The 23,165-nt window shown below is 65.3% G+C and carries 18 protein-coding genes; 8 read left to right on the top strand and 10 right to left on the bottom strand.

Annotated elements, in window-relative coordinates; genetic code table 11:
- Positions 1-111: 111 nt before the first annotated feature.
- Positions 112-987, top strand: coding sequence for a UTP--glucose-1-phosphate uridylyltransferase GalU (galU, locus tag ABIF91_RS21365; RefSeq protein ID WP_028178389.1), 876 nt, complete (start codon positions 112-114; stop codon positions 985-987).
- Between the two features lie 196 nt (positions 988-1,183).
- On the opposite strand, the gene ABIF91_RS21370 is transcribed toward galU, so the two are convergent.
- The gene (locus tag ABIF91_RS21370) at positions 1,184-2,680 is read right to left on the bottom strand and encodes a sensor domain-containing diguanylate cyclase (protein ID WP_284279387.1); all 1,497 of its coding nucleotides are present in this window, start codon (positions 2,678-2,680) and stop codon (positions 1,184-1,186) included.
- Between the two features lie 145 nt (positions 2,681-2,825).
- Here ABIF91_RS21370 and ABIF91_RS21375 point away from each other — a divergent pair, with 145 nt between their 5' ends.
- Positions 2,826-3,089, top strand: coding sequence for a DUF7662 domain-containing protein (locus ABIF91_RS21375; protein ID WP_028178388.1), 264 nt, complete (start codon positions 2,826-2,828; stop codon positions 3,087-3,089).
- Between the two features lie 6 nt (positions 3,090-3,095).
- Here ABIF91_RS21375 and ABIF91_RS21380 read toward each other — a convergent pair.
- From ABIF91_RS21380 to ABIF91_RS21400, 5 genes are all read right to left on the bottom strand, one after another.
- Positions 3,096-4,045 (bottom strand): IS630 family transposase gene (locus ABIF91_RS21380; protein ID WP_424579348.1). Its coding sequence is split into 2 segments (ribosomal slippage): positions 3,096-3,707 and positions 3,710-4,045, totalling 948 coding nucleotides; the frame shifts between segments, so codons are not numbered across the junction.
- A 419-nt stretch (positions 4,046-4,464) separates the two neighbouring features.
- The gene (locus ABIF91_RS21385; RefSeq protein ID WP_424579164.1) at positions 4,465-5,691 is read right to left on the bottom strand and encodes an IS91 family transposase; all 1,227 of its coding nucleotides are present in this window, start codon (positions 5,689-5,691) and stop codon (positions 4,465-4,467) included.
- On the bottom strand, positions 5,691-6,551 hold the full coding sequence (locus tag ABIF91_RS21390) for a tyrosine-type recombinase/integrase (RefSeq protein WP_035695117.1): 861 nt from the start codon (positions 6,549-6,551) through the stop codon (positions 5,691-5,693). The genes ABIF91_RS21385 and ABIF91_RS21390 overlap by 1 nt, the downstream gene beginning before the upstream one ends.
- A gap of 196 nt (positions 6,552-6,747) precedes the next feature.
- Positions 6,748-9,624, bottom strand: coding sequence for an EAL domain-containing protein (locus ABIF91_RS21395; RefSeq protein WP_028182501.1), 2,877 nt, complete (start codon positions 9,622-9,624; stop codon positions 6,748-6,750).
- A 151-nt stretch (positions 9,625-9,775) separates the two neighbouring features.
- Positions 9,776-10,774, bottom strand: a complete 999-nt coding sequence (locus ABIF91_RS21400) for an NAD(P)H-quinone oxidoreductase (RefSeq protein ID WP_028182500.1) — start codon at positions 10,772-10,774, stop codon at positions 9,776-9,778.
- A 113-nt stretch (positions 10,775-10,887) separates the two neighbouring features.
- On the opposite strand from ABIF91_RS21400, the gene ABIF91_RS21405 reads away from it, so the two are divergent.
- Both ABIF91_RS21405 and ABIF91_RS21410 read left to right on the top strand, forming a co-directional pair.
- The gene (locus ABIF91_RS21405; protein ID WP_028182499.1) at positions 10,888-11,079 is read left to right on the top strand and encodes a DUF1192 domain-containing protein; all 192 of its coding nucleotides are present in this window, start codon (positions 10,888-10,890) and stop codon (positions 11,077-11,079) included.
- Positions 11,080-11,691: 612 nt separating this feature from the next.
- Complete coding sequence (locus ABIF91_RS21410) at positions 11,692-12,201, top strand: DUF1465 family protein (protein ID WP_028182498.1); 510 nt, start codon at positions 11,692-11,694, stop codon at positions 12,199-12,201.
- Positions 12,202-12,309: 108 nt separating this feature from the next.
- On the opposite strand, the gene rpmE is transcribed toward ABIF91_RS21410, so the two are convergent.
- Positions 12,310-12,537 carry a 50S ribosomal protein L31 gene (gene rpmE / locus ABIF91_RS21415; RefSeq protein ID WP_028182497.1) on the bottom strand — a complete coding sequence of 76 codons (228 nt, stop codon included), beginning with the start codon at positions 12,535-12,537 and terminating at the stop codon, positions 12,310-12,312.
- Positions 12,538-12,733: 196 nt separating this feature from the next.
- On the opposite strand from rpmE, the gene ABIF91_RS21420 reads away from it, so the two are divergent.
- Complete coding sequence (locus ABIF91_RS21420; RefSeq protein ID WP_028182496.1) at positions 12,734-14,584, top strand: ABC transporter ATP-binding protein/permease; 1,851 nt, start codon at positions 12,734-12,736, stop codon at positions 14,582-14,584.
- A gap of 23 nt (positions 14,585-14,607) precedes the next feature.
- Here ABIF91_RS21420 and ABIF91_RS21425 read toward each other — a convergent pair whose 3' ends face one another.
- The 3 genes from ABIF91_RS21425 to ABIF91_RS21435 form a co-directional block, all read right to left on the bottom strand.
- Positions 14,608-15,054, bottom strand: coding sequence for a GNAT family N-acetyltransferase (locus tag ABIF91_RS21425; RefSeq protein WP_028182495.1), 447 nt, complete (start codon positions 15,052-15,054; stop codon positions 14,608-14,610).
- Positions 15,054-16,082: a peptidoglycan -binding protein gene (locus ABIF91_RS21430; RefSeq protein ID WP_028182494.1), complete on the bottom strand. Its 1,029-nt coding sequence runs from the start codon at positions 16,080-16,082 to the stop codon at positions 15,054-15,056. Before ABIF91_RS21430 ends, ABIF91_RS21425 begins: the two co-directional genes overlap by 1 nt.
- Positions 16,083-16,225: 143 nt before the next feature.
- Positions 16,226-17,239: a hypothetical protein gene (locus ABIF91_RS21435; protein ID WP_028182493.1), complete on the bottom strand. Its 1,014-nt coding sequence runs from the start codon at positions 17,237-17,239 to the stop codon at positions 16,226-16,228.
- A 168-nt stretch (positions 17,240-17,407) separates the two neighbouring features.
- Here ABIF91_RS21435 and ABIF91_RS21440 point away from each other — a divergent pair, with 168 nt between their 5' ends.
- From ABIF91_RS21440 to ABIF91_RS21450, 3 genes are all read left to right on the top strand, one after another.
- The gene (locus ABIF91_RS21440) at positions 17,408-18,427 is read left to right on the top strand and encodes an SAM-dependent methyltransferase (protein WP_028182492.1); all 1,020 of its coding nucleotides are present in this window, start codon (positions 17,408-17,410) and stop codon (positions 18,425-18,427) included.
- A 229-nt stretch (positions 18,428-18,656) separates the two neighbouring features.
- Positions 18,657-19,850 carry an efflux RND transporter periplasmic adaptor subunit gene (locus tag ABIF91_RS21445; RefSeq protein WP_424579349.1) on the top strand — a complete coding sequence of 398 codons (1,194 nt, stop codon included), beginning with the start codon at positions 18,657-18,659 and terminating at the stop codon, positions 19,848-19,850.
- Positions 19,851-19,856: 6 nt separating this feature from the next.
- Entirely contained in the window at positions 19,857-23,015 is a 3,159-nt protein-coding gene (locus ABIF91_RS21450; RefSeq protein ID WP_424579350.1) for a multidrug efflux RND transporter permease subunit, read from the top strand.
- The last annotated feature ends 150 nt before the right edge of the window (positions 23,016-23,165 follow it).

Raw genomic sequence — 23,165 nt, forward strand, 5'->3', positions numbered from 1 at the left:
CTTAACTCTGACCGGGCGAGGCCCCACATCCGCCTTTGTTGCCGGCTGCAAACAGGCTAGCAAGAAGCCATTGCTCCCGTCACATGTGCCCCCAGGTATTCGATCAATCACATGAGAATTCGCAAAGCTGTATTCCCCGTCGCCGGCCTCGGCACCCGCGTCCTGCCTGCCACCAAGGCGATGCCGAAGGAAATGCTGACCATCGTCGACAAGCCGCTGATCCAGTACGTCTATGACGAGGCGAAGGAAGCCGGCATCGAGCACTTCATCTTCGTCACCGGCCGCAACAAAAATGTCATCGAGGATCATTTCGACCGCATGTTCGAGCTCGACACGACGCTGGCCGCGCGCGGCAAGAAGGCCGAGCAGGACATCCTGGCGCAGAACCAGCCGGAAGCCGGCGCCGTCAGCTTCACACGGCAGCAGGCGCCGCTCGGCCTCGGCCACGCCGTCTGGTGCGCGCGCGACATCGTCGGCAACGAGCCGTTTGCCGTGGTGCTGCCCGACGAGCTCGTGCTCAACACGCCCGGCTGCCTGAAGCAGATGATCGAGATGGCATCCTCGCTTGGCGAGAAATCCAATCTGATCGCGGTCGAGGCGGTGCCCGATCACCTGACCCACCAATACGGCATCTGCGGCGTCGGTAAGCGCAACGGCAAGATGTTCGAGGTCGACGGCATGGTCGAGAAGCCGGCCAAGGGCACGGCGCCCTCCAATCTCTCGATCACCGGCCGCTACATCCTCCAGCCGGAGATATTCAAGATCCTGGAGACCCAGGAGCGCGGCGCCGGCGGCGAGATCCAGCTCACTGACGCCATGATCGGGCTCGCCAAGACGCAGAAATTCTACGGCGTCGAGTTCGAGGGCGAGCGCCATGATTGCGGCTCCAAGCCCGGTTTCCTGCGCGCCAACATCGCCTACGGCATGAAGCGTCCGGAATTGCGCGACGGGCTGATCGCCGAGATGAAGAAGTATCTGGGGCAGTAGGCGGCTATACTCCTCGGTGTCGTCCCTGCGAACGCAGGGACCCATACCGCGTGATCCATCGCTCGCGTTCGGTCGAAGTACCGAACGACCGGTCTTCGCCAAACTCTTGCCTGTGGTTATGGATCCCGGCGTTCGCCGGGACGACACCGATGGTGTGGCGGATTGCGTCGCGCCGCACCACAGCCGTGGAGCAGCCTCACGCCACCCGCGACAGCTTCGGAATGCTGGCGACCACCGACTGGTTGCGCCCGGCAGCCTTTGCGGCATAGAGCGCCTTGTCGGCGGCGGCGACCAGGACCGGCCAGTCCATGCCGGCCGCGGGCACGAGGCTGGCGATGCCGCAGGAGACCGTCGAGGCCGCCTGATCGTCGGACCAGCCCTGCACCTTGAGGCGGATCTTCTCGGCGACCTTGAAGGCGTCGTCGGCCGAGGTGTTCGGCAGCAATACGGCGAATTCCTCGCCGCCGTAGCGCGCGGCGCAGTCACCGGCGCGGCTCACGGAATCTGAAATGCAGATGGCGATGCCGACCAGCACCTGGTCGCCCGCCTGATGGCCGAACGTGTCGTTGTAGGCCTTGAAATGATCGGCATCGATCATCAGGAGCGCGAGCGGCGCCTTCTGGCGCATCGCGCGCCGCCATTCGACGTCGATGACGGTATCGAACTTGCGGCGGTTCCTCAGGCCCGTGAGCGCATCCGTCGTCGCCATCTCCTCGAGCTTGCGTTCGGCCTCGGCGCGCCGCCCGATCTCGCGCGCGAGCACGAGCGTCGATCCCAGCACGAACAGCGCGAGTGCCAGCACCACGGCGCCGATGCGCAACGCCTCCCTCTGCCAGAGTGCGAACACTGCGGCCAGGGGCTTGCCTGCCACCACGAACAGCGGTCGGCTGTCGCCGCTGCGGACATAGAGCCGCGGTGTCGGATCGACCGGGCCCTGTCCGGAATAGGAGGCGCCGGCCCGGAGATTGTCGGCCTTCCAGCTCCGGCGGTCGTTCAGGTTCGTGCCGATGACGTCGAGATCGAACGGCCGCCGCATCATGATGGTGCGGTCGCGCTTGAGCACGGTGATGGTGTCTTCAGGGTCCAGGTTCAGCCGTTCGAACAATTCGTGGAAATAGCTGAAGCGGATCGAGCCGGCGACGACGCCGAGGAAGCCGCCGTCGGTATCGCTGATGCGCCGGCTCAGCACGATGGAATAGGCGCCGCGGAACAGCATCGGGCGGCTGATGAAGAGCCCGGCTCCGGGATTGTCGCGGTGGACCGTGAAATAGTCCTCCTCGCTCCGGTTCTCGGTGAGGGGATCGAGCGTGGAAGCATCGATGATCAGCCGGCCCTCGGCATCGAACATCTGGATGGCGCCGAAATGCCGGGCCGTCGTCGCGTGGTCGAACAGGATCAGGTGGCGGATCGTCTTGGAGACCGTCGCGAGCTCGGGCAGCAGCATGTTGCTGGCGACCGCCTTCAGCGACAGGTCGTAGATTTCGATGTTGCGGCCGATGTCGGACTCGATGGTGGTCGCGAGGTTCTCCAGCGTCTGGCGGGCGAGCGCCTCCTCGCCGCGGCGCATGTCCAGCATCACATTGACGCAGACGGCCGAGAAGCCGATCACCGTCACCACGGACGAGATGATCAGCAGCTTCGCCGAAATCCGCCACGGCCGCCGGGCCGTGATTCCGCGCCATCCAAAGGGCATCGTTCGCTCCCGCTACCAGTGGATGCGCCCGAAAAGCTTGCGTAGTGTTTAAGGCAGGACGGCGCTACCGCAATGAGTTAAGAATCGGTGTATGGGTCGAACGGTTTTTGGCAGATCGGACGGGACTTCGGACGAGAGGACGCTTGTGAACGACTACGACGCGTTGCGCGACTATCTGATGCGGCAGAAGCAGGAGGAGTTCGTGCTGAGCTTCGAGCAGATCGAGGAGATCATCGGCGCCGCGCTGCCGCGCGCGGCCCATCGTGCCTCCTGGTGGGACAGCCTGCGCAGCCCCGACATCCAGATGCCGCAACGCGAAGCCTGCCTCGCCGCTGGGTTCGTGGCGACGCGGATGCCGGACGGTGCGAGCGTGCGGTTTACGAAGAAGAAGAACGATCGGCGGCGCTAGAGCATTTCATGTTTTGATAGAAGCGTATCCAGCGTTTTCGAAGTAGTTGCTGCATTCGTTGGGTTGGATGGTTGTGATGAGGTCGCCGATATGGCGGCAAATGTCGTCAACCGTGCGTTTCTGGGCGGAACGCATCCAGTGCTTGATCTTGGCGAAGGTCTGTTCGATCGGATTGAGGTCGGGGGAGTATGGCGGCAGATACCAGAGCCTGGCGCCGGCCGCTTTGATCAGGCTGCGCAGGGCAACAGACTTGTGGCTGCCGAGATTGTCCATGATGACGATGTCGCCCGGCTGAAGCTGCGGGACGAGAACCTGCTGAACATAGGCGCGGAAGCATTCGCCGTTGATTGGGCCGTCGAACAGGCAAGGGGCAGTGAGACGGTCACAGCGCAAGGCGCCAAGGAATGTCAGCGTCCGCCAATGACCATGTGGCGGGAAGCTCCGCACCCGCTCGCCTTTTGGCCCCCATCCGCGTAATGGAGCCATGTTGGTCTTGATCCAGGTCTCGTCGATAAAGACCAGGCGTCGAGGGTCGAGATTGGCCTGCCATGAGCGCCAGCGCTGGCGTCTACGTGCGATGTCGGAGCGAGCCCGCTCGAGCGCGAGCAGCGTTTTTTTTTGAACCGCAGCCCTTCGCGGCGCAGGAACGTCCAAACCGCATTGTGGGAGACCTTGACCCCGCGCGCGGCGAGTTCGTCCTTGAGGGCGTGCAGCGTCAAATGCGGCGTCTGACTGATCCTCTCCTTGATGAAGGCGCGATGCGGCTCAAGAACGGGCTTGCGATGGCCGCCCATCTTGCCAGGGGCCACTGAGCCGGTCGCTCGATAACGTTGCGACCACTTCACAACTGACGACACCGCAACGCCAAACCGCGATGCCACCGAACGGCAGCTCTCGCCCTTTGCAACCGCCGCAACCGCCCGTTTACGCAGATCATTGGATATCGGTCGGACCATCGGATGCTGGCCTCCAGCCCAGCCAGCATCTTGAATCATATTCGTCCGAAATCGGGAATCTGGAGGGTTCTGTGAGGTCGCGCTCACGCGAGGGCGCGGCAAGCGCTTGTAACGCGACCTCATTGAAGCCGGATTGAACGAAGCCGCGGGAGAATATGCACGGTGGTGCGGCTATGGGGATAGTTTGAGATCGCGGGTTGCTATCGGCAGACTGCGGAGCTGACGCGGCGACGTTTTGGTTGCGCAATGGCGGCAACTTGAGACAGAGAGCATTTTACCGGCTGTAGCGATCGATGGCCCGCTGCATCGAACAATTTCCATCGCGCTGTTTGGCCGCACGGATTCGGCAGCGTCTGCGATGATCGAGACGATGGGATCATAATGACGAATGACGATCTTCGTGCACGGTATAAGTTGGCTCACGATGTGTCGCACCGGTACGATTGGGTGGGAGCGCCGGAACAGCTGAAGCTGTGTCGAAAGCGCTCGATGATGCGCATGACGCCACCACAATCAGGGCAGGCGGGAGCCTTGGCCCACGTCAGAGCGTCCGAATCCACAGGCGACGGCTCGCCATCGTTTGGCGGTGTCCGCTCACGATCGAGAAGTTTGCGGCAAAGAGCAAGTTTGGCAGCGCGATGGCCGTTGGCCATGAAGCCGAAGTGGCGGATGCGATGGAAGCCATCGGGCAGCGTGTGAAGAAGGAAGCGGCGGATGAACTCGTCGGGCTTGAGCTTCATGATCTTTGTCGCGCCATTCTGGCGGTAGTCCTTCCAGGTAAAGGCGACGTGATCCTCGTCGAGGGCGACGAGCCGGCTGTTGGCGATTGCAACGCGATGGGTATAGCGGCCGAGATAGGCCAGCACCTGCGCGGGGCCGCCGAACGGCCGTTTGGCGTAGACGACCCAGCTGATGCGCCGCATAGCGACGAGGTGAGCTGCGAAGGCGGCAGGCTCGGCCAGGGATGCGAGATCGCCGAAGAAGTTCAGGGTGCCGGCGTCGAAGGCGGCGGTCAGACGTTCGAGGAACAGGCGTCTGAACAGCCGGGCGAGCGGTTTGACGGCCAGGAAGAAGTTTGGTCGGCTGGCGATCCAGTGCGCGCTATCGGGCGAGAGGCCGCCGCCCGGCACGACGCAGTGGACGTGGGGATGGTGCGTCAGCGCCTGCCCCCAGGTGTGGAGGACGGCGACGACGCCGATCCCGGCGCCGAGCCGGCGTGGATTGGCGGCGAGCGTCGACATTGCCTCGGCGGCGGCTTTGAACAGGATCGCATAAACGATGGCCTTGTTCTGAAAGGCGATCGCGGCGATCGGAGCCGGCAGTGTGAAGACGATGTGGAAATAGGGAACCGGCAGCAGGTCGGCTTCTCGCGCGGCGAGCCACGCGGCTCGGGCTGGCCCCTGACACTTCGGACAGTGCCGGTTGCGACAGGAATTATAGGCGATCCGCGTCATGCCGCAGTCGTCGCAAGCCTCCATGTGGCCGCCGAGCGCCTCGGTCCGGCACGCCACGATCGCGCTCATCACGCGCCGCTCGACCCGACCGAGATGACCGGCATGTACACGGCGATAGGTGTCGCCATGCCGGCGCAGAATATCGGCGATCTCGATGGCGGGCCTGTTGCAGCGGCTGTCGGGGCGGATCATCACCCGCATCCCGCCGCGGCCAGCGACAGGCGATCGAGCGGGCTCTGCGTCGCCCGGATCGTATCGGTGGCGACCTGCGTGTAGCGCGCTGTCGACGACAAATTATTGTGCCCGAGCAAGACCTGGATGATCCGGATATCGGTTCCGTTCTCGAGAAGATGCGTCGCGAAGCTGTGGCGCAGCGTGTGGAGCGTGACGCGCTTGGTCAGGCCCGCAGCCTTCACCGCAGACCGACAGGCGGCGTGCAACACGGTCTGATCGATCGGATGATCTTCGTCACGACCAGGGAACAGATAAAGCCGCGGCCGGGCGAGCCGCCAGTACGTGCGCAGGATACCCAGCAGCTGGGGCGACAGCATCACGTTGCGGTCCTTCGCCCCCTTGCCGTGGCGCACCTGGATGACGCCGCGGGCGCTGTCGATGTCTTCGATCCGCAGTCCCGCGACTTCGGAGGCCCTGAGTCCGGCCGCATAGGCCGTGGTGAGCGCGGCGCGGCTCTTCAGGCTGGACACGGCCTCGAGGAACTGAACCACTTCGTCGGCGCTGAGCACGACCGGCAGCTTGCGCGGTTCTCGCGCATAGGGAATGCGCTCCGGGATCAGTGCCTCGCCGAGCGTGACGCCGTAGAAAAACCGTAGCGCACAGACGATCTGGTTCAGCGCCGGCCATGAGATGCCGGTCGAGACCAGATGCACCTGGAAGGCGCGGACGTCTTCCAGCTCTAACCGGTCAGGCGATCGGCCAAAATAGCGGCTGAACTTCGAAACCGCGCTGATGTAGGATCGTTGCGTCGCCGGCGACAGATTGCGGACGGTCATGTCTTCGATCATGCGGCGGCGAAGAGGGCTCAAATCGGCCATCTCATACTCCTGTCTGAGGGGGTGGGCTCCAACACCCACATCCTCTCAGCCAGGAGGCGATCTACGCCACCTTGCCCCTCACGCCGCGGCAGCGGCTTCGTTCAATCCCTCCCGATTCAATCAAGCCATGAACCGCTCTAGCGCGGCTGGCGACGCTGCCGACCCTCCCCTGGAGGGGAGGGTGAGATAGAGAGCTTCAGCTCGCCGCTTCCAGCCGCACTTCCGTCAGCAGGCGCATCGCCGCGTCCGCGTCCATCGGCTCGCCGAAGGCGAAGCCTTGCGCGTATTCGCAGCCCATCTGGTAGAGCTCGACCGCATCGGAATCGGTCTCGGCGCCCTCCGCCACCACGTCCATGCCGAGATCGTGCGCGAGCGCGATGATCGACTTCAGGATCACCGGGCGGGTGCCACGGCTGGTGGTGCGCACGAAGGACTGGTCGATCTTGATGGTGTCGAGCGGGAAACGCTGGAGATAGGCCAGCGAAGAATGGCCGGTGCCGAAATCGTCGAGCGACAGCCCGGTGCCGAGCTCGCGGATCCGCGTCAGCATCTGCGCCGCGTGCTCCGGATTCTCCATCACCAGCGATTCCGTCAGCTCCAGCTTCAGCGTGCCGCGCGCCACCGAGGAGCGCGACAGCACGGTGCGGATGTCATGGATCAGATCGTGGCGCAGCAATTGCCGCGAGGAGACGTTGACGGAGGCGAAGATCGGGTCGCGCGAGCGCATCGCGCGCTGCCACACCGAGAGCTGCTTTGCCGTCTGGTCGAGCACGAACATGCCGAGGTCGACGATCAGCCCGGTCTCTTCGGCGATGGTGATGAATTCCGAGGGCGCCATGCGGCCGAGCTTCGGGTGATCCCAACGCGCAAGGGCCTCGAAGCCGGCGATCGAACGATCCTCCAGCCGCACGATCGGCTGATAAAGGATGGTGATCTCCTGCCGCTCGATGGCGCGGCGCAATTCGCTCTCCAGCGTCAGCCGGTCCGTCTTCCGCGCACGCATGGCGGGCTTGTAGACGTCGATGCGGTCGCCGCCGATGCGCTTGGAATGGTACATCGCCAGCTCGGCGTCCTTGATGATCTCGTCCGTGAGCTGCGTCTGAGGGTCGGACAAGGCGAGGCCGATCGAGGCGGTGAGAAAGATCTCGCGGTCGTTGAAGGCGATCGGCGCGCGGATGGTCTTGCGGATGGTTTCGGCGAAGGCGGTGATGCGCGCCGGGTCCTGTTCGGACAGCAGGATCAGGCCGAACTGGTCGCCGGCCAGTCGCGCCAGCGTGTCCTGCGGCTTCAGGATGCGGGTGAGGCGGCGGGCCAGCGTCAGCAGGATGGAATCGCCGACCGCGATGCCGACGGAATCGTTGACCTGCTTGAAGCGGTCGAGATCGATCACCATCAGCGTCGGCCGCAGCGTCGGCATGGTCTTGGCGAAGTTGGCGACAGCACCCAGCCGGTCCATGAACAGCTTGCGGTTGGGCAGGCCGGTGAGGTTGTCGTGCACGGAATCGTGCAGCAGGCGTTCCTCGGCGTTGCGGAGCTCGGTGACGTCGGTGAGCGTGCCGACGACGCGCGAGACCTCGCCGTCGGAGCCAACCACGGGGCGGGCCTTCAGCGCGAACCACATGAAATGACCGTCCGGCGTGCGCAGGCGGAAATCCTGCACCAGCCGGCCGCGGCGCTGGTCGAGCACGCTGTCGAGCGCGGCGCGGAAACGGTCCTGGTCGAGCGGATGCAGCACTTCGAGCCAGGACGCCGCGGGGCCTTCCAGCGTGCCGCGCTTGAGCCCGAGCAGGGCCTCGGTCTCGGGGCTGGTGAACACCTTGTCGGCGGACACGTCCCAATCCCAGATCAGATCGCCGGAGCCGGCGAGCGCCAGCGCCCGCCGCTCGATGTCGGAGACGATGCCGGTGGTGGCGCCGCCGCCGGCGAAGGCGTGCTGCATCACCGTGAATCCGATCAGCATCACGATCAGCACGAGGCCGCCGAGCAGGGCCGGGCCGACGATGTCGTTGGTGACGGAGCCTGCGACGGTCATGCCAGCCGCGACCACCCAGACCACCAGCAGGAACCAGGTCGGGATCAAGAGCACCGCGCGGTCGAAGCCGTGGGTGGAGAGATAGACGATCAGCGCAAAGCCGGCGAAGGCGATCAGCACCAGCGAGATGCGCGCGATGCCGGAGGCCACCGCCGGATCGAACAGCGCCAGCGCCACCAGGGACCCGAGGAAGGCGAGCCAGCCGATCGTGATGTGGGAATAGCGCACGTGCCAGCGGCTGAGATTGAGATACGCGAACAGGAACACCAGCAGCGTTGCCGCGAGGATGGCCTCGCCCGCCGCGCGCCAGATGCGCTCGGCGTTGTTCGACATGTCGAGCACCTTGCCCCAGAAGCCGAAATCGACGCCGATATCGACCAGCACCGCCCAGGCCAGCGCCGCGGCGGCCGGGAACATGATGCTGCCCTTGACGACGAACAGGATGGTCAGCACCAGCGCGAGCAGGCCGGAAATGCCGATCACGATGCCCTGGTAGAGCGTGAAGGAATTGACCTTGTCCTTGTAGGATTCCGGCTCCCACAGATAGAGCTGCGGCAGCTTGTCGGTGCGCAGCTCCGCAACGAAGGTGACGACCGCGCCGGGGTCGAGCGTGATGCGGAACACGTCGGCGGTGGCGCTTTCCTGGCGCTCGGGCCGGTCGCCGATCGAGGGCGTGATGGTCGCGATGCGCGACAGGCCGAGGTCAGGCCACAGCAGCCCCGAGGAGACGATGCGATAATGCGGGGCGACGATCAGGCGGTCGAGCTGGTCGTCGGTGTTGTTGGCGAGCGCGAACACCACCCAGTTCTGCCCGCCTTCGCGGGCGCGCACCTCGATGCGGCGAACGATGCCGTCGGTGCCGGGCGCGGTGGAGACCTGGATGCGATCGGCATCGCTGCGCTGATGCTCGAGCACGCCGGTGAGGTCGATCGCGGGCGCGTCGCTGCGGACGCTGACGGCGTCCAGCGCGCGCGCGGGATACGCGGCGACAAGAATCATGAGGCCCAGCGCGAAGGGCGCGAGGCACCTGATCAGACGCAAGGTCAATTCTCCGCGTTCGACGCAAACTCTGAGTGCAAGGCGAATCTAGAAGGCGATTCAAACCGGACCGAAGTGGTTCGGCGCGTCGCGATAGATGCCACGAAAGCGAGGAAAATCAAAGGGTTTCCGGCCTGGCCTGTGGGCCGGCGGCCTAGGCCTCCAACACAATTTTGCCAATATGTGCGCTGGTTTCCATGCGCCGGTGGGCATCCGCCGCCTTTTCCAGCGGGAAAGCGCTGTCCATGACCGGCTTGATGCGGCCTTCGCGCAAAAGCGGCATCACTTTCGCCTCGATCGCGGTCACCATCGCCGCCTTGTCCGCATTAGTACGGGGGCGCAGCGTCGAGCCGGTATGGGTCAGGCGCTTGACCATCACCTTGGCGATGTTGACGCTGACCTTGGGGCCGTTGAGGGTGGCGATCTGGACGATGCGGCCATCGACCGCCGCGGCATCATAGTTGCGGTCGACATAGTCGCCGGCGACCATGTCGAGGATCAGATTGACGCCGACGTTGTTGGTCTCGGCCTTGACCACGGCGACGAAGTCCTCGGTCTTGTAGTTGATGGCACGGTCGGCGCCCAGCTTGAGGCAGGCGTCGATCTTGTCCTGCGATCCCACGGTGACGAACACCTTCGCGCCGAATGCTTTCGCAAGCTGGATCGCCATGGTGCCGATGCCGGAGGAGCCGCCGTGGATCAGCAGCGTCTCGCCGGCCTTGAGGCCGCCGCGCTCGAACACGTTGTGCCAGACCGTCATCAGGGTTTCCGGCAGCGCGCCGGCTTCCTTGATCGACAGTGCTGGCGGCACGCTCATCGCCTGGGCATCCTGGGCGATGCAGTACTGCGCATAGCCGCCGCCGGCGACCAGCGACATCACCTTGTCGCCAACCTTGTGCCGCCTGGCATTGCTGCCCACCGCCACCACTTCGCCCGCAATCTCGAGGCCAGGCAAGTCGCTGGCGCCGGGCGGCGGCGGATAGGCGCCGGAGCGCTGCGCGACGTCAGGCCGGTTCACGCCCGCGGCTTCGACCTTGACCAGGATCTCGTCCGGACCGGGCTGCGGAACGGGGCGTTGTTCCGGCACCAGCACCTCCGGTCCGCCGGGCTTGGAGATGGCGATCACGGTCATTTGCGCGGGCAGCTTGTCCATGATGGGTCCTTGAGCAAAGGTGCGGGATGCAACGAGACCCTTGCTTAGCCAGCGCGGTCCAAGCTGGCAACCGCCTCGGCATTGTGGTCCGTGCGAACGCAGGAGGAACGAGGATGGCGATGGAAGACGACGACCGCCCGCGCAGGAAGATCACGCACGAGATCGGCCAGGATCTTTCGCTGTTGTCGGTCGAGGAACTGACCGAGCGCGTCGCACTGCTCAAGACCGAGATCGCAAGACTGGAGGAAGCCGCCACCAGGAAGCGTGCCTCGCGCGATGCGGCGGATCACTTTTTCAAGAAGTAGTGGTCGCCACACAACGACTGTCGTCCCGGACGCGTGGGCCGAACTTTCTCCGTGTCGTCATTCCGGGGCGGCGCGTCAGCGCCGAGCCCGGAATCCATAGCCACAGGCCGTTGAGACGGGCACGCTGATAGTGGCCGGCTACTCCATCCGCGTGTGGTTATGGATTCCGGGCTCGCGACTTCGTCGCGCCCCGGAATGACGACTTAAGATTGTTCCGCTCCGCACTCGGCCGCTGGCCGACATGGCTAACGAACTCTCAAAAAATTAGCTCGTTTACGGTCGATTAAGCTTTCGGGTTTATGACTGGAACTGTCCTCGTTTGGACACCGAGTGGCTCCTGTCCACTCTGTTTGACGCCTCCCTGTTATCAACTTTCAAAGCCGCCGGTCTCCGGCGGCTCTTTTTTTTGGCGCAAAGCGGAGCGGATGCCGCTTCGCGTCGAGAACACGCGTCGAAACAAGAGTATCCCCTCAGTTGCACTTGCGAGGAATGACCCGCGGAAACCATATCCGCGCTTGTCACTGGACTCCGCGCTCCGCACGCGCAATGATTTGTTCATCATAAGCCGGCGCCAAGCCGGACAGTCAGACAGTTGCGTAAGGGGCGTTAACCATGGAACGTTTGCAGGCCGAAGGCGCTCTCGTTCAGCTCAGTGAGCGGTTCACCAATTCTGCGGCGTTCGGCGTTCTGTTCCGTGAAGGCATGGACCTCGTCGAAGAGACTGCCGCCTATCTCGACGGCGCCGGCCGCGTCGAGGCCAAGGCACTCGATCGCGCCGTCAGCCTCACCTATGCGACCGAGAGCATGCGCCTCACCACGCGCCTGATGCAGCTTGCTTCCTGGCTGCTGCTGCACCGCGCGGTGAAGGAGGGCGAGATGACGCTGAGCCAGGCCAACCGCGAGAAGACCAAGGTCAAGCTCACCGCCGCCGATCCCGGTCCCGCCGACACCGTCGAGAAGCTGCCCGCGCAGCTCCAGGACCTGATTCATCGCTCGATGAGCCTGCAGACCCGCGTGCGCCGCCTCGACAGCACGATCCACACCCCGCCGGCCGAGCACGTGGCGATCGGCAACCCGCTGGTGCCGCACCTTAACGCGCTGAAGGCGGCGTTCGAGCGGTAAGCTATTTCATCGTCGTCCCGGGGCGCGCGAACCCGGAATGACGGTGCGGCAGAAACAAAAACGCCCCCGGCTTGCGGGGGCGTTTTCGTCTCCAGCCTTGCGGCCGGCTCAATCCTTTTTGAGAAAGCCCGAAAACTTCTTCTGGAAGCGCGAAACGCGGCCGCCGCGGTCCATGATCTGCGTGGAGCCGCCGGTCCAGGCCGGATGCGACTTCGGGTCGATGTCGAGGTTCAGCGTGTCGCCTTCCTTGCCCCAGGTCGAGCGGGTCAGGTACTCGGTTCCGTCGGTCATGACGACCTTAATCGTATGATAATCCGGATGAATTTCGGCTTTCATGGCAATTCCTCGGCGCTCCGGCGCCTTCTTGGGTGGTTAGCGAATGACGGATTTGGGGGGCTCTATACCGCACGAACCCCCGCAAAACAAGCCGTGCCGGCCGTCGAACCGGGTTTGCCCCTAGGGGACTTCCCGGATTTGCCACTACCCTTGCACCAGCCTATTGGGAGCAAACCAATGCAATAGGTCGGATATCATGAGCGCAGTGGAACGGCTTGATGACCAGCATGTCGATCGGCCCGCAATGAACGCCGCGGACATCCCGTCGATCGAGGCCGAGCTGATCGAAGAGCCCGCCAAGGGCCGCGCCAAGCTGCGGCCGCTGCTCGCGCTCGCGCCCTATGTGAGCCGCTATCGCGGCCGGGCGGCGCTGGCCTTCGTCGCGCTCACGGTCGCCGCGCTGACGACGCTGCTGGTGCCGATCGCGGTGCGCAGGATGATCGATTTCGGCCTGACGCCTGAAGGCATCGAGCTGATCAACAGCTACTTCTCGGTGATGCTCGCGGTGGTGGGCGTGCTCGCGCTCGCGAGCGCGGCGCGCTACTACCTCGTGATGACGATCGGCGAACGCATCGTCGCCGACCTCAGGCGCGACGTCTTCGCCCATCTGCTCTCGCTCTCCCCCGCCTTCTTCGATTCCGCCCGCAGCGGCGAGCTGATCTCGCGGCTTACCGCCGACACCACCCAGCTCAAATCGGCCGTCGGCGCCTCGGTCTCGATCGCGCTGCGCAACATGATGATGTTCCTGGGCGCCGCGGCGATGATGGTGATCACGAGCCCGAAGCTGTCCGGCTTCGTGCTGCTGGCCATTCCCCTGATCGTGCTGCCGCTGGTGGCCTTCGGGCGCTGGGTGCGGCGCCTGTCGCGCAATGCACAGGATACGCTCGCCGAAGCCTCGGCCTATGCCGGCGAGCTGGTCGGCGCGATCCGCACCGTGCAGGCCTATACCAGCGAGCAATTTGCCGAGAAGCGTTTCGGCGGCGAGGTCGAACAGGCCTATGAGGCCGCTCGAACCTCGACCCAGGCCCGCGCCGTGCTCACGGCCATCATCATCTTCATCGTGTTCGCGAGCGTGGTCGCCATCCTCTGGATCGGCTCGCACGACGTGCTGAGCGGCGCGATCACGCCGGGCCGGCTCGGCCAGTTCGTGCTCTATGCCGTGTTCGCCGCGGCGGGCCTCGGCCAGCTCAGCGAGGTCTGGGGTGAGGTCTCGGCGGCCTCGGGCGCGGCCGAGCGCCTGTTCGAGATCCTGCACGTGAAGCCCGAGATCACCGCGCCCACGGCGCCGCGGGCGCTGCCGGTGCCGGCGCGCGGCGAGGTCGGTTTCGATCAGGTCAGCTTCGCCTATCCGGCGCGGTCCGACGTCAAGGTGCTCGACGCCGTGTCGTTTACCGTGCGCCCCGGCGAGAAGGTCGCGATCGTCGGTCCCTCCGGCGCCGGCAAGAGCACCATCTTTCATCTCTTGCTGCGCTTCTACGACCCGCGCAGCGGGACGATCTCGCTCGACGGCGTGCCGGTCAAGTCCGCCGACCCGCGGGATTTCCGCGCCCGCATCGCGCTGGTGCCGCAGGACTCGGTGGTGTTCGCAGCGACCGCCCGCGAGAACATCCGCTTCGGCCGGCCCGATGCGAGCGATGCCGAGGTCGAGCGCGCCGCCGAACTGGCGCATGCCGCCGAGTTCATCCGCCGCCTGCCCGAAGGTTTCGAGACGGCGCTCGGCGAGCGCGGCGTGACGCTTTCCGGCGGCCAGCGCCAGCGCATCGCGATCGCGCGCGCCATCCTGCGCGATGCGCCGCTGCTGCTGCTGGACGAGGCCACCTCCGCGCTCGACGCCGAGAGCGAAACCCTGGTGCAGACCGCGCTGGAAGAGCTGATGCGCCACCGCACCACGCTGGTGATCGCGCATCGCCTCGCCACCGTGCTCTCCTGCGACCGCATCCTGGTGATGGACCAGGGCCGGATCGTCGAGCAGGGCACGCATGCCGAGCTCGTGGCGGCGAACGGACTTTATGCAAGGCTGGCGCGGTTGCAGTTCGAGGGGGCGTAGAGGGTCAACACTGGAGAGGACGCCTACGGCTTCCATTCCATCTTCAGCACCGGCCGGCCCGAGGTCGGGTTCACGTCGTCGCCGGCATGGGTAAAGCCATTGCGCTCGTAGAAGCGGATGGCGCGGGCATTGTCCTTGTTGACGAGCAGCGTGATTCCTGCCGGCGAGAGACGCTTGGCCTCGTCCACCAGCAGCCGCGCTGCATCCGAGCCCCAATGCTCCGGATCGACCACGAGCTGGTCGAGATAGCCTCCGCCATCGATCGTGACGAAACCGATCGGCGCACCGTCCTGCTCCGCCACCGCGATCGAGGCCTTCGGCACCAGGTCCTTGCGCCAGCGCTCGCGCCACCATTCCAGCCGTGCCGCGAAGTCGATCTGCGGATAGGCCTGCTGCCAGGTGCGATGCCAGAGCTCGATCGCAGCGGTTTCGTCCTCGGGGCGGTAGGGGCGAAGCTGGAGCGCGCTCACTACCGCTCCGTCAGCTTCAGCTCGATGCGGCGGTTGCGCTTGTAGGCCTCCTCGGTGTTGCCGGGATCGAGCGGCTGGAATTCGCCGAAGCCGGCCGCGACGAGACGCTGGGCGGGCACGCCGAGCGAGATCAGGTATTGCACCACCGAGATCGAGCGGGCCGCGGACAGGTCCCAGTTCGACTTGAAGTTCGCGCCGCTGACCGGGCGCACGTCGGTATGGCCGTCGACGCGCAGCACCCAGGGAATCTCGTTCGGGATCTTCTTGTCGAGCTCGATCAGCGCGGTCGCCAGCGTGTCGAGCTCGGCGCGGCCCTCGGGCAGCAAGGTCGCCTGGCCGGTGTCGAAGAACACTTCGGACTGGAACACGAAGCGGTCGCCGACGATGCGGATGTCGGGGCGGTTGCCGAGGATGGCGCGCAGGCGGCCGAAGAATTCGGAGCGGTAGCGCGACAATTCCTGCACGCGCTGCGCCAGGGCAACGTTCAGGCGAGAGCCCAGATCGGCAATTCGATTTTGCGATTCCTTGTCGCGCTTCTCGCTGGCATCCAGCGCCTCTTCCAGGGCCGCCAATTGCCGGCGCAGCGCGCTGATCTGCTGGTTCAACACCTCGATCTGTGCCAGGGCCCGCGCCGAGACGGCCTTCTCCGAGTCCAGCGCCTTGCCGAGTTCGGCGGTCTTGCCTTGCGCGTCGTTGCCGGCGGCAGCAAGGCCGTCATAGAGACCCTTGATGCGGTCGCGCTCGGACTCGGCCGAGGCGAGGCCCGCCTTCAATTGCGAGACCTGGTCGTCGAGGCTGAGCTTGCCGAGCTTCTCCAGCGACAGGAGCTCGTTGAGCTGGGCGATCTTGGCGTTGAGCTGCTCCAGCGCCTTGTCCTTGCCGGTGACCTCCTGCGACAGGAAGAACTGCACGACCAGAAACACCGACAGCAGGAACACGATCGACAGCACCAGCGTCGACAGCGCGTCGACGAAGCCGGGCCAGTAGTTGAAGGCGCCTTCGCTGCGGCGGCCGCGCGCTAGAGCCATTTACGTCTCCGTTTCCCTCGTGTCCCGGACGCGCCGCAACGTGCAACGCTGCTGCGCAGAGCCGGGACCCATTTCCCGTCTCCGGACCCCGGCTCTGCGACGCACCGCTTTCGCGCCGCGCCGCGTCCGGGGCACGCGAGCGTCTAACTCTTCTCCGGCTGACGCGCGATGCGCTCCAGCAGGCGTCGGATCTCGCGGTTCTGCTCGCCCTGGCCGTCGGCCCATTCGCGGATCATCTGCTGCTCGGTGCGCATGTGCGAGACCAGCGCCTGGATCGCCTCGGCAAGGCTCGCCATTGCTGCCGTTGTGCCGCGGCTGGCGCTGCCTTCATCGAACACGGAGCGCAGCCGTTCGACCGCGGCCTGGAGCTCGCCGCTGGCGACGCCGCCGCCTGCCGCAACGGGCGCTTCGCCGTTGCCATATTCGCGCACGGTGGTGGCGAGCCAGTCTTCGAGGTCGGTGTAGAAGCGGTTTTGCGCCTGGCTCGATTGCAGGTCGAGGAAGCCGAGGATCAGGGAGCCGGCGAGGCCGAACAGCGAGCTGGAGAACGAGATCCCCATGCCGCCGAGCGGGGCGGCGAGGCCCTCCTTGAGCGTGTCGAACAGCGAGCCGGCATCGCCGCCGACCTTGAGCCCGTCGATCACCTTGCCGACCGAGCCGACCGTCTCGATCAGGCCCCAGAAGGTGCCGAGCAGGCCGAGGAAGACGAGGAGGCCGGTCATGTAGCGCGAGATGTCGCGGGCCTCGTCGAGGCGCGTCGCGATGGAATCGAGCAAATGCCGCATCGTGGTCTGGGTGATGGTCATTCGCCCGGAGCGCTCGCCGCCGAGGATCGCCGCCATCGGCGCCAGCAGCTTCGGGTGCCGGGCCGGTGCCAGGCCGGGGTCGGCGATGCGGAAATTGTTGACCCAGGAGACTTCGGGATAGAGCCGGATGACCTGGCGGAAGGCCAGCACGATGCCGATGAACAGCACTGCCCCGATCAGGGCATTGAGCCCGGGATTGGCGAAGAAAGCCTGGATGATCTGCTTGTAGAGCACCACGCCTACCAGCGTGCACAGCACCAGGAAGACCAGCATCCGCACCAGGAAGACGCTGGGCGAGGACAGTTTCGTGTACTCGATATCCAAGGTGGAGCGGGAAGTGCCAGACGGCATGGCCGGTATCATCCGTTACGTAAGCTTGCTTGCGGTGCGCACTATGGCACAGCGCCCGCCCAAAAAAAGCGGCGGATGCGCCAATTTCGGGGACAGCCTGGGGAACCCGGACCGGAAGCGGCGCTTTGATGAGCAGGTATCTGCAGAAGCTCGCCATTCGGGAGGCGTATGAGCGTCGTTTCCGCGATCATCGGGAGTGCCGAACACGTGCCGCTGCCGGATGTGGTCATCCGTGCCGCGATCCAGCGCTTGTGCTCCCGCACGGCGAGCCGCCTGTCGGCGCTGGGCGCCGCCGAGGATGCCGCCTTCGCCGGGCGGATGATGCTGCGGCCGGTTGCCGAGGGCGCGGGGGCCCGGCACGACGAGGCGCCTGCTTCCTTCTTCGCCGAAGTGCTCGGCCCCAACCGCAAATTCTCCTCCTGCTTCTACAAGACCGACGCGAGCACCTTGCAGGAGGCGGAGGAGGAGGCGCTGCGCCAGACCGTCGAGCATGCCGGTCTTGCCGACGGCCAGACCATCCTCGAGCTCGGTTGCGGCTGGGGCTCGCTCTCGCTGTGGATGGCGCGGCAGTTTCCGCATGCAAAGGTGACGGCGGTGTCGAGCTCGCAGGCACAGCGCGCTCATGTCGAGGACGAGGCGCGGCTCCGCGGACTCCTGAACCTGCGCGCGGTCACCGCGGACATGAACGTGTTCGCGCCCGAAGGCCAGTTCGACCGCATCGTCTCGGTCGAGATGTTCGGGCAGATGATGAACTGGCGCAAGCTGATGACACGCGTGCAGTCATGGCTCGCATCGGAGGGGCGGTTCTTCATGCACGTCGCCACACATCGCGCAGGCTCGCAGCTGTTCGACCGGCTCGACCGCCACGACTGGATCGCGCAGCACGTCTTCACGGGCGGGCTGATGCCGAGTCATCACCTCGTCAGGCAATTCGACGATATCTTTGCGATCGAGAAGGAATGGTGCTGGAGCGGTACGCATTACCAGCGCACCGCCAACGACTGGCTCGCCAATTTCGAGGCGCATCGCGGGCCCATCGAGGCGTCCTTGCGCAGGGTCTATGGCGAGGAGACTGCTCTTTTGATGCGTCGCTGGCGCTGGTTCCTCCTCGCAACATCCGGCCTGTTCGGCTACGCCGGTGGAACCGAATGGGGAATCAGCCATTATCGGATGAAAGCCGCCGAGTGATTGCGGTGTTCGGTCGCAGCACGCGGCGGTGGAACTGGATTCACAATCAGGTGAGTCGCTAAAAGGCAGCTGAAGTCAACGGGTTAGGTCGTGTGACAATGAGCCGCCTGCAACACGCGTTGCGTCGCAGCAAGTCCATATCTATTTTGAGGCCATCGGCGCGCGAAAGGAGTCCAGGACGGGCCCACGGAGCGTGAGCAGTATCAACAACATCGGGGCACCACATTTCATGTCAGGACTTCGCGCGCGATCGGCATGCGTTGCATTGATGCTCGCGGCCCTTGCGCCGCTCCTTGGTGCTTGCGACGAATCCAGCTCCGCCGTATCCGCCGCCCAGCCGGCCGCCCCTGACGTGAGCGTCGTCGTCGTCAAGCCGCAGCCGCGCGCCGTGGTGCGCGAACTGCCGGGCCGCATCGCGCCGACGCGCGTCTCGGACGTGCGGCCGCGCGTGTCCGGCATCGTGGTCCAGCGTCTGTTCCGCCAGGGCAGCGAGGTGAAGGCAGGCGATCCGCTCTATCGTATCGATCCGCGTCCGTTCGAGGTCGAGGTGATGGCCAACGAGGCCGCGCTTGCCAAGGCCGAAGCGGCGTTGCTGCAGGCCAAACAGCAGGCGCATCGCATCGCCACCCTCACCAAGGATCGCGCTGCCCCGGAAGCCGAGAACGAGAAGGCGATCGCGGCCGAACGCCAGGCCCATGCCGAGGTCGAGGGCCGCAAGGCCGAGCTCGCGCGGGCCAAGCTCAATCTCGACTATGCCACCGTGCGCGCGCCGATCGACGGCGTGGTCGGTGCGGCGCTGGTCAGCGAGGGCGCGCTCGCGGTGCAGAACGAGACCAATCTCGCCACCATCCAGCAGCTCGATCCGATCTATGCCGACTTCACCCAGTCGGTGAATGAACTCAACCAGCTCCGCCGTGCCTTCGAGACCGGCGACCTCGATCGCATCGCCGCCGATGCTGCCAAGGTGCGCCTGGTGCTCGACGACAACACCATCTATTCGCTCGACGGCAAGCTGCTGTTCTCCGACGCCAAGGTCGACGCCCACACCGGGCAGGTGACGTTGCGCGGCGAGTTCCCCAATCCCAGGCGCGAACTGCTGCCGGGCATGTATGTCCGGGTCCGAATCGACCAGGGTCTCGATTCCGACGCGATCGCGGTGCCGCAGCAGGCGGTCCAGCGCAATGGCGGCGGCGGCAGCGAGGTGTTCGTCGTCAAGGACGACAACCACATCGTGGTCCAGCCGGTGCGCACGGGATCGGTGCAGGACGGACTCTGGTTCGTCACCGAAGGCCTGAAGGCCGGTGACAAGGTCGTAGTCGAAGGTTTCCAGAAGTTCGCGGCCGGCGACAAGGTCAAGCCGCAACCCTGGTCGGAGGTGGAAGCGACCGCGGACAACCGGCACGCCCAGCAGCTCACGCGGTAACGCGCTATGCCGAGCTTTTTCATCGACAGGCCGATCTTCGCCTGGGTGGTCGCGCTGTTCATCTGCTTGATCGGCGCGATCGCGGTGCCGCTGCTGCCGATCGCGCAATATCCGATCATCGCGCCGCCCTCGATCTCGATCTCGACCAGTTATCCCGGTGCGTCGCCGGAAAACCTCTACAACAGCGTCACGCGGCTGATCGAGGAGGAGCTCAACGGCGCCTCCGGCATTCTCAATTTCGAATCGACCAGCGACTCGCTCGGCCAGGTGGAGATCATCGCCAATTTCCAGCCCGGCACCGATACCAACGACGCCTCGGTGGAAGTCCAGAACCGCATCAAGCGCGTCGAGGCGCGCCTGCCGCGCGCGGTGATGCAGCAGGGCATCCTGATCGAGGAAGCCTCCAGCGCGGTGCTTCAGATCATCACGCTGAGTTCGACCGACGGCAGCCTGGATGAGGTCGGCCTCGGCGACTTCATGATCCGCAACGTGCTGGGTGAGATCCGCCGCATTCCCGGCGTCGGTCGCGCCACGCTGTACTCGACCGAGCGCAGCTTGCGCGTCTGGGTCGATCCGGCCAGGCTCGTCGGCTATGGGCTGACCGCCGATGACGTCAACAAGGCCATCGCCGCGCAGAACGCGCAGGTGGCCTCCGGCAGCATCGGTGCCGAACCTTCGACGTCCAGCCAACGCACCTCGACGCTGGTGCTGGTCAAGGGGCAACTCTCCTCGCCGGACGAATTCGGCGCCATCATCCTGCGCGCCAATGCCGACGGCTCGACCGTGCGCCTGCGCGATGTCGCGCGCGTCGAGGTCGGCGGGCTCAGCTACCAGTTCAACACGCGCCTCAACGGCAAGCCGACCGCGGGTCTGTCGGTGCTGATGTCGCCGACCGGCAATGCGCTGGCGACCGCGAGCGCGGTCGAAGCGAAGATGAAGGAGCTGTCGCGCTTCTTCCCGGCCAACATCACCTACGAGATCCCCTACAACATCACGCCCGTGGTCGAGGCCTCGATCAAGAAGGTGCTGACGACGCTGGTGGAAGCCGTGGTGCTGGTGTTCGTCGTGATGTTCCTGTTTCTGCAGAACATCCGCTACACCATCATTCCGACCATCGTGGTGCCGGTGGCGCTGTTGGGCGCCTGTTCCACGCTGCTGCTCGCCGGCTACTCCATCAACATGCTTTCGATGTTCGGCATGGTACTTGCGGTCGGCATCCTCGTCGACGACGCCATCGTCGTGGTCGAGAACGTCGAACGCATCATGGCCGAGGAAGGCCTGCCGCCGAAGGAAGCCACGCGCAAGGCGATGTCGCAGATCACCGGCGCCATCATCGGCATCACCTTGGTGCTCATGGCGGTGTTCGTGCCGATGGCGTTCTTCCCGGGCTCGGTCGGCATCATCTACCGCCAGTTCTCCGTCACCATGGTCGCCGCGATCGGCTTCTCCGCCTTCCTCGCGCTGTCGCTGACGCCGGCGCTGTGTGCGACCCTGCTCAAGCCTGTCGCCAAGGGGCACGGTCATTCCAGCAATTTCGTGTTCGGCTGGTTCAATCACATGCTGGAGGCCGCGCGGTTCCGCTACGCGGGTACGGTCGGCTTCTCGCTGAAGCGCACCGGACGCCTGATGCTGGTCTATGCCGCGCTGCTGGTCGGCCTGTCCTGGGCCTTCGTCAGCCTGCCCGGCGGCTTCCTGCCCGTCGACGACCAGGGCTTCGTCACCACCGACGTGCAGACGCCGTCGGATTCGTCCTACGCCCGCACCGAGGCCGTGATCGAGAAGGTCGAAAAATATCTTGCCGCACGGCCGGGAGTCAAAGACGTCACCTTCCTCACGGGCTTCAGCTTCTCCGGCCAGGGCATGAACACCGCGCAGGCCTTCATCACGCTGAAGGACTGGTCGGAGCGCGGGCCCCAGGATTCCGCCGCGGCGATCGTCAACGACATCAACCGCGACCTCTCATCGATCCGCGACGCCAAGATCTCGGCGCTGCAGCCGCCGCCGATCGACAATCTCGGCAACTCCTCCGGCTTCTCGTTCCGCCTTCAGGACCGCGGCCAGAAGGGCTATTCGGCCTTGATGCGCGCTGCCGACCAGCTGATCGCGGCGGCCAATGCGAGCCCGGTGCTCCAGAAGGTCTACATTGAAGGCCTGCCCGAGGCAGGCGTGGTCAATCTCATGATCGACCGCGAGAAGGCCGGCGCCTTCGGCGTCACCTTCGAGGACATCAACAACACGATCTCGACCAATCTCGGCTCGAACTACATCAACGACTTCCCGAACCGCGGCCGCATGCAGCGCGTCGTCGTGCAGGCCGACGCGCGCGACCGCATGCGGACCGAGGACATCCTCAACTACAACGTCAAGAACAGCCGCGGCCAGCTGGTGCCGTTCTCGTCCTTTGCCACGGTGGAATGGGCCCGCGGTCCGACGCAGATCGCCGGTTTCAACTATTATCCGGCGGTGCGCATCTCCGGCGAAGCGAAACCCGGCTTCACCTCGGGCGATGCGATCGCCGAGATGGAGCAGCTTGCCGACAGACTGCCGCGCGGCTTCGGCTATGAATGGACCGGACAATCGCTCCAGGAAAAGCTCTCGGGCTCGCAGGCGCCGTTCCTGCTGGCGCTCTCGGTATTCGTGGTGTTCCTGTGTCTGGCCGCGCTGTACGAGAGCTGGACCATTCCGCTCGCGGTGCTGCTGACCGTGCCGCTCGGCATCGTCGGCGCCGTCGTCGCCGCCATGCTGCGCGGCCTGCCCAACGACGTCTACTTCACCGTCGGCCTGATCACCATCATCGGCCTCGCCGCGAAGGACGCGATCCTGATCATCGAGTTCGCGAAGGATCTGCGCAAGGAAGGCAAGCCGCTGGTGGAAGCCACCATCGAGGCCTGCCGCCTGCGCTTCCGCCCGATCCTGATGACCGGCCTCGCCTTCATCTGCGGCGTGCTGCCGATGGCGATCGCGCATGGTGCCGGCGGCGCCAGCCAGCAGGCGCTGGGCAGCATCGTGATGGGCGGCATGATCGCGGTGGTGATCCTGGCGCTCCTGATGGTGCCTGTGTTCTTCGTCTCGGTGCAGCGCGTGCTGGGCGGGGACCGGGAGCCGGCGGCGGCAAAGGACCATGAGGCCTACGGCCCGCCGGCGCGGGCGCATACCGGGCACTGACAGTTCTTTCCCGTCATTCCGGGGCGCGCGTAGCGCGAATCACGATGCGCAATTGCGCATCTGAGAATCCATCGGGCCGCAATCACAGTCGATGAATGGATTCGGGGCCCGCGCCCAGTGGCGCGCCCCCGGAATGACGGCCGAGTGTGG

Origin of the sequence: Bradyrhizobium sp. USDA 241 (assembly GCF_049739505.1) — a bacterium.
Lineage (GTDB): Bacteria > Pseudomonadota > Alphaproteobacteria > Rhizobiales > Xanthobacteraceae > Bradyrhizobium > Bradyrhizobium liaoningense.

Bases quoted from the DNA above. Each gene is read 5' to 3' on its own strand.
- galU (WP_028178389.1), top strand. From the start codon at position 112: ATGAGAATTCGCAAAGCTGTATTCCCCGTCGCCGGCCTCGGCACCCGC.
- ABIF91_RS21370 (WP_284279387.1), bottom strand. From the start codon at position 2,680: ATGCCCTTTGGATGGCGCGGAATCACGGCCCGGCGGCCGTGGCGGATT.
- ABIF91_RS21385 (WP_424579164.1), bottom strand. From the start codon at position 5,691: ATGATCCGCCCCGACAGCCGCTGCAACAGGCCCGCCATCGAGATCGCC.
- ABIF91_RS21390 (WP_035695117.1), bottom strand. From the start codon at position 6,551: ATGGCCGATTTGAGCCCTCTTCGCCGCCGCATGATCGAAGACATGACC.
- ABIF91_RS21400 (WP_028182500.1), bottom strand. From the start codon at position 10,774: ATGGACAAGCTGCCCGCGCAAATGACCGTGATCGCCATCTCCAAGCCC.
- ABIF91_RS21405 (WP_028182499.1), top strand. From the start codon at position 10,888: ATGGCGATGGAAGACGACGACCGCCCGCGCAGGAAGATCACGCACGAG.
- ABIF91_RS21410 (WP_028182498.1), top strand. From the start codon at position 11,692: ATGGAACGTTTGCAGGCCGAAGGCGCTCTCGTTCAGCTCAGTGAGCGG.
- rpmE (WP_028182497.1), bottom strand. From the start codon at position 12,537: ATGAAAGCCGAAATTCATCCGGATTATCATACGATTAAGGTCGTCATG.
- ABIF91_RS21420 (WP_028182496.1), top strand. From the start codon at position 12,734: ATGAGCGCAGTGGAACGGCTTGATGACCAGCATGTCGATCGGCCCGCA.
- ABIF91_RS21430 (WP_028182494.1), bottom strand. From the start codon at position 16,082: ATGGCTCTAGCGCGCGGCCGCCGCAGCGAAGGCGCCTTCAACTACTGG.
- ABIF91_RS21435 (WP_028182493.1), bottom strand. From the start codon at position 17,239: ATGCCGTCTGGCACTTCCCGCTCCACCTTGGATATCGAGTACACGAAA.
- ABIF91_RS21440 (WP_028182492.1), top strand. From the start codon at position 17,408: ATGAGCGTCGTTTCCGCGATCATCGGGAGTGCCGAACACGTGCCGCTG.
- ABIF91_RS21445 (WP_424579349.1), top strand. From the start codon at position 18,657: ATGTCAGGACTTCGCGCGCGATCGGCATGCGTTGCATTGATGCTCGCG.
- ABIF91_RS21450 (WP_424579350.1), top strand. From the start codon at position 19,857: ATGCCGAGCTTTTTCATCGACAGGCCGATCTTCGCCTGGGTGGTCGCG.